This is a genomic window from Thioalkalivibrio sp. (genome assembly GCF_007692535.1).
GTDB lineage: Bacteria > Pseudomonadota > Gammaproteobacteria > Ectothiorhodospirales > Ectothiorhodospiraceae > Thioalkalivibrio.
The window spans coordinates 1-3,327 of record NZ_REBW01000222.1 but is presented as its reverse complement, the minus strand read 5'-3'; the positions used below and the strand labels follow the sequence as shown (position 1 = coordinate 3,327).

At 66.5% G+C, this 3,327-nt stretch carries 2 protein-coding genes and 1 pseudogene; all 3 read right to left on the bottom strand.

Annotated features, from left to right (window positions below):
- Positions 1-885, bottom strand: an 885-nt coding sequence (prpB, locus tag EA346_RS12775) for a methylisocitrate lyase (protein ID WP_296759196.1), incomplete at its 3' end; no start/stop codon positions are given.
- A gap of 22 nt (positions 886-907) precedes the next feature.
- Positions 908-2,851: a propionyl-CoA synthetase gene (locus EA346_RS12770; protein WP_296759194.1), complete on the bottom strand. Its 1,944-nt coding sequence runs from the start codon at positions 2,849-2,851 to the stop codon at positions 908-910.
- A gap of 290 nt (positions 2,852-3,141) precedes the next feature.
- Positions 3,142-3,327, bottom strand: a pseudogene (locus EA346_RS12765) (hypothetical protein); the annotation flags it as partial.

Below are 3,327 nucleotides of genomic sequence, written 5' to 3'. Positions count from 1 at the left end.
GCTGTAGAGCGCGTCGAGTTTTTCCTCGTAGGCGTGATAGCCCAGGTGTTCGTAGAGCTGGTCGCGGGTCTGCATGGTGTCCAGCACCGCCTTCTGGGTACCGTCGCGGCGGATGGCCTCGTATACCCGCAGCGCCGCCTGGTTCATGGCGCGGAAGGCGGACAGCGGATAGAGGGCCAGTGCCACGCCGGCGTCCTTCAGCTCCAGCGTGGTGAACAGCGGCGTCCTGCCGAACTCGGTGATGTTGGCGAGCACGGGCACACCCGTGGCGTCCACGAAACGCCGGTACTGCTCGAGTTCCGTCACCGCCTCGGGGAAGATCATGTCGGCGCCGGCCTCCACACAGGCCACGGCCCGCTCGATGGCGTTCTCCAGGCCCTCGCTGGCCAGCGCGTCGGTGCGCGCCATGATCACGAAGTCCCGGTCGCGCGCATCGGCCGCGGCCTTGATCCGGTCCGCCATCTCGGCCTTGGTCACGATGGCCTTGCCCGGACGGTGACCGCAGCGCTTGGCCTGCACCTGATCCTCGATATGGCAGCCGGCGGCCTCGGCACGAATGAGTTCGCGCACGGTGCGCGCGATATTGAAGGCGCTGGAACCGAAGCCGGTGTCCGCATCCACCAGCAGGGGCAGATCCGTAACGTAGGTGATGCGCCGAACATCCTCCAGCACGTCGTGCAGCGTGCTGATGCCAAGGTCGGGCAGACCCAGCGAGCCGGCCGCGACGCCGCCACCCGAGAGGTACAGCGCGCGATAGCCGCTCTGCGCAGCGAGGGTGGCGTGATAGGCGTTGATCGCGCCCATCACCTGCAGTGGCCGTTCTTCTTCGACGGCGCGGCGCAGGCGGGCGCCAGGGGTCGTGGCCGGTGATCCGGTGTCGTTCATGCGGGGCTCCTATTGGGACGGCTCAGACTTCGCCATCGGTAGACACGGTCGCGTACCCGATGGTCCTGAGACGGGCGCGGATCTCGTCGAGGATGGCCGGGTCGTCGATGGTGGCGGGGGTCTGGTAGGCCTCATTGTCGGCGATCCGGCGCATCACGCCGCGCAGGATCTTGCCCGAGCGCGTCTTGGGAAGCCGATCCACCACGACCACCTTCCGGAACGCGGCCACGGGGCCGATTTCGTCGCGCACCTTCGCGACCAGTTCCCTGCACAGGGCTTCGGGCTCCTGGGTCACGCCGCTCTTGACCACCACCAGCCCGAGGGGCAGCGAGCCCTTCAGGTCGTCGGCCACCGCGATCACCGCGCATTCGGCCACCGCCGGGTGCGCGGCAAGGATCTCCTCCATCGCGCCGCTGGAGAGTCGGTGCCCGGCGACGTTGATGGTGTCGTCGATGCGTCCCATCACGTACAGATTGCCGTCCTCGTCGAGGTAGCCGGAATCGCCGGTCAGGTAGTACCCGGGCACGTGGTCCAGGTAGGACTCCCGGAAACGCCGGTCGTTGTTCCACAGGGTGAGCAGGCAGCCGGGCGGCATCGGCAGCCTGAGCATGATGCGCCCCATCGCGCCGGCGGCGACCTCGTCGCCCTGGTCGTCCAGGATACGCACGTCGTATCCGGGTACGGGCCTGCCCGCACTGCCGGGCTTGACCGGAAGCCGTTCGATGCCCAGGAAATTGCCGGCGATCGCCCAACCGGTCTCCGTCTGCCACCAGTGGTCGATCACCGGGCGCTCGAGCATCGCCGCAGCCCAGTTCAGGGTATCCGGATCGCAGCGCTCGCCCGCCAGGAACAGGGCACGGAACCCGGTCAGGTCATGGCGCGCGAGGTACTCGCCCCTCGGGTCTTCCTTCTTGATCGCCCGGAACGCGGTGGGTGCCGTGAACATGACCGAGACCCCGTGCTCGGCGATCACCCGCCAGAAAGCGCCCGGATCGGGCGTGCCCACGGGCTTGCCCTCGTAGACGATCGTGGTGCAGCCGTGCAGCAACGGGCCATAGACGATGTAGGAGTGGCCCACCACCCAGCCGACGTCGGAGGCGGCCCAGTACACCTCGCCGGGCTTCACGCCGTAGACGTGTTCCATGCTCCACTTGAGCGCCACCGCATGGCCGCCGTTGTCGCGCACCACACCCTTGGGCCGGCCCGTGGTGCCGGAGGTGTACAGAATATACAGGGGATCCGTGGCCGCCACGGATACGCATTCTTCAGGCTCGGCCCCCACCAGCGCCTCGCTCCATTCCAGATCCCGACCGGGCACCATCGCGGCCGGCCCCTGGGGGCGCTGCAGGATGATGCAGTGTTCGGGCTTGTGCCCGGCCTGTTCGATGGCCCGGTCCAGCATGGGCTTGTACGGCACCACCCGGCTGGGCTCGATGCCGCAGGATCCCGCCACCACCACCCGGGGCCTGGCGTCGTCGATGCGGGCCGCGAGTTCGTGGGCGGAGAAACCACCGAAAACGACCGAGTGCACGGCACCGATCCGGGCACAGGCCAGCATGCTGACCAATGCCTCGGGCACCATCGGCATGTAGATGATCACCCGATCGCCCTTGCCGACGCCCAACCTGGCCAGGGCGCCGGCGAACAGCGCCACCTCGTCGCGCATCTCCCGATAACTGATGCTTCGTTTGGTTCCCGTCACGGGACTGTCGTAAATCACCGCCGGCTGGTCACCCCGACCGGCGTCCACGTGCCGGTCCAATGCGTTGTAGCAGGTGTTCAGCCGCCCGCCCGGGAACCAGCGGTAGAACGGCGCCCCACTGTCGTCGAGGACCTTTTCCCAGGGGGCATCCCAGTGAATGGCACCAGCGGCCTCGCCCCAGAAGGACTCGGGATCGCGCAATGCGCGTTCGTAGATCTCTGCGTACTCCATGGCTTGCATCCCTCTCTGCCTCTGAAGGGACACGACCCTCGGATCAGGCGCACCTGGACTTCCGAGAACGATCGTGCAACGGGCTGTCTGGACCGGCCGCAGAGGCGGGGCCGGATCTGATAGACGCTAGCCCATTCGTTCGAAGTGTCAACAGATATTGGCACCAGAATGCAATAAAACATTGTCTGTAATAACAATTTTCCCGGGGGCCCGGATCGGGCCGAATCACTGCAAATCGGTCCGTGCGCTCGGGTTGGGCTTCGACGGATGACAACGCGAGGCATCGAACGCGCGGCCCGCCGGGCGAAACACGTCGAGTGCAATCAGCGGTCGTGGGACGCCCCAAGCAGTTCGTGCAGGTTCGACACGAGTTCCGCTACCTGAAATGGCTTGTGCAAGAGGACAATGTCGTCCATGTCATCCGTCAGGTCCGCGTAACCGGTAATCAGCATGACGGGCAGGTTGGGCCTCAGGCTGCGGGCCTCGCGTATCAGATCGACCCCATTCAT